The sequence below is a fragment of the Bifidobacterium sp. LH_416 genome, from assembly GCF_056357055.1.
The window spans coordinates 1-1,926 of the sequence record NZ_JBKEVJ010000011.1 but is presented as its reverse complement, the minus strand read 5'-3'; the positions used below and the strand labels follow the sequence as shown (position 1 = coordinate 1,926).

At 56.7% G+C, this 1,926-nt stretch carries 4 protein-coding genes; 3 read left to right on the top strand and 1 reads right to left on the bottom strand.

Translation table 11 applies throughout. The features are described 5' to 3' along the window. The 3 genes from AC1AY0_RS11720 to AC1AY0_RS11710 form a co-directional block, all read left to right on the top strand. Nucleotides 1-81 (top strand): IS3 family transposase (locus AC1AY0_RS11720; protein ID WP_476526496.1); only part of this gene is annotated, 81 nt, incomplete at its 5' end. Between the two features lie 45 nt (nucleotides 82-126). Continuing rightward, nucleotides 127-1,026, top strand: a complete 900-nt coding sequence (locus AC1AY0_RS11715; RefSeq protein WP_476526494.1) for a hypothetical protein — start codon at nucleotides 127-129, stop codon at nucleotides 1,024-1,026. Next, on the top strand, nucleotides 1,023-1,847 hold the full coding sequence (locus AC1AY0_RS11710) for an LlaJI family restriction endonuclease (protein ID WP_476524674.1): 825 nt from the start codon (nucleotides 1,023-1,025) through the stop codon (nucleotides 1,845-1,847). The genes AC1AY0_RS11715 and AC1AY0_RS11710 overlap by 4 nt, the downstream gene beginning before the upstream one ends. Here AC1AY0_RS11710 and AC1AY0_RS11705 read toward each other — a convergent pair. Beyond that, nucleotides 1,844-1,926: IS3 family transposase (locus AC1AY0_RS11705; RefSeq protein ID WP_476526496.1), on the bottom strand; the 83-nt coding region annotated here is incomplete at its 5' end. The two genes, AC1AY0_RS11710 and AC1AY0_RS11705, sit on opposite strands and share 4 nt — an antisense overlap.

Genomic DNA, 1,926 nt, shown 5'->3' with positions numbered 1-1,926 from the left:
TGGTACAACCACCAACGACTCCACTCGACCCTCAATTACATGAGCCCCGTGGAGTTCACACACCAAGGAAACACCCTCTAGAAACAGTCCAACACACCGTTGCCAATCCAGGGAGCGTACAAACCGGTGACGGTCGGCGGACAGATTGAATACCGATTCCGCCCGGGCCCATTCACGCGCGTGTTGGTAAAAGCATTGAATAATCCCCAGAACAATTACGCGCTCGTCATCGAGGAGCTGAACCGTGCCGAGGCGGCATCGGTGTTCGGTGATTTGTTCCAGCTTCTGGATCGTTCCGATGCAGGCATGAGCGAATATCCCGTCTCCACGAGTGAGGACCTTCGCGAGTTTCTCAACGATCCCGACAACGGGAACAATGGTGGACTGTCCAGTACGGGCAAGGACAACCTCGTCTCGCAAATCGCCGAGGTAACCGGCTCGGATGTTTCCCCTGACGATGTCTGCGCGCAGATCGTCATTCCCCGCAACATGTACATCTGGGCGACCATGAACTCGGCCGATCAAGGCGTGTACCCTCTGGACACGGCGTTCAAGCGGCGTTGGGATTTCCGGTACGTGGGCATCGACGAGGGCGAGACGGAGATTCAGGATCCGGTGTGGAAGGAAAACCGTCGAGCCATCAACCAGCTGCTGCTGAAGGAGGGAGTGAACGAGGACAAGCAGCTCGGCCCCTTCTTCATCAAACGGTCGTTGGATTTCACCAAGAATCGGCAGGCGTTCGATGAAGCCTTTAGGAACAAGGTGCTCATGTACCTGTTCGAGGACGCAGCCAAATACCATCGCGGAATATTCGACATCGACGCTATCAGGAAGGCACTGCCCATACAGGAACGCGACGGAGTGGATGCTCACACTCTGTCCCTCCACATGCTGTTCGCGGCATGGGATGCCATCGACTTCGGGCTGTTTCATGGTATGCAGTCGACGAACCAACCCGATGACACTGCTGCTGTGACTGGTCAGAATGAACCCGTTTCCGTCCCCGAGGAGATCTTCACGGCATGACGGGGCGTTTCTTCATTGAGGGATTGCCGTATTCGGAACGCGATCTGGCCGAAGCCTGCATCGACGGGCCGGACTGGGGGTCGGAAATATCAGGGGCCGAATCCGATTCTTGGCGGCAGGACATCGGTGAGGTAACGAAGCGGCTGTTGACGATGCGTCTCGGCACACGGTCGCCACTGCTGTCGAAAGTCAAAGGCGGTCTGGCATTCAACTATGTGGGTGTGATTGCCGTGTTTCGACACGTGTTCATCGTGCTGCCCAAGTACTACGTTCCATGCGGTCGACAGATTGCAGACATGTCATGGCTCATCGGAACGGTGCAGGACATCCTTGCCGCCGTGCGCAGATACCATGATTTGCGCGCCGCGGCGAAGAGTCTGGACGACACTACCTTCGCGCCGTCTTCTCCGTACACCACCGTAGTACAGAATCAGATGGGATTGTACCGATTCCTGCTACAGGACTACGCCGAGCACGGCCCCTACCATGAGGCGCGTCGCATTCGCGAACGAGACGGGGAAGGTCTCATCGACTGGCCGAGCACCATAAACCAGATTAGTCCCGTGGTCACCGGAAGCCGACCCGTCTACATGGAGCTCATCACGACGCGACGCAGATCCGATGAGTCCAATTTCATCGCCCGCGTACAGGAATCCGTCGTCATGGAGATCTGCATGCTTATGGAGTCCAGCGGACTGGGTGACCTGTTTCATCTTCCATCGTTCACCATCGCCGCGCAGACGTTGGACAGTCTCGGAGGCGTCGAATATCTCGTGATGAGGCTGGAGTGGATTGGCAACGGTGTGTTGGACTGTTTCTAGAGGGTGTTTCCTTGGTGTGTGAACTCCACGGGGCTCATGTAATTGAGGGTCGAGTGGAGTCGTTGGTGGTTGTACCACC

What these genes read in the sequence shown, in the direction of transcription:
- AC1AY0_RS11710 (WP_476524674.1), top strand. Translation starts at nt 1,023, where the DNA reads ATGACGGGGCGTTTCTTCATTGAGGGATTGCCGTATTCGGAACGCGAT.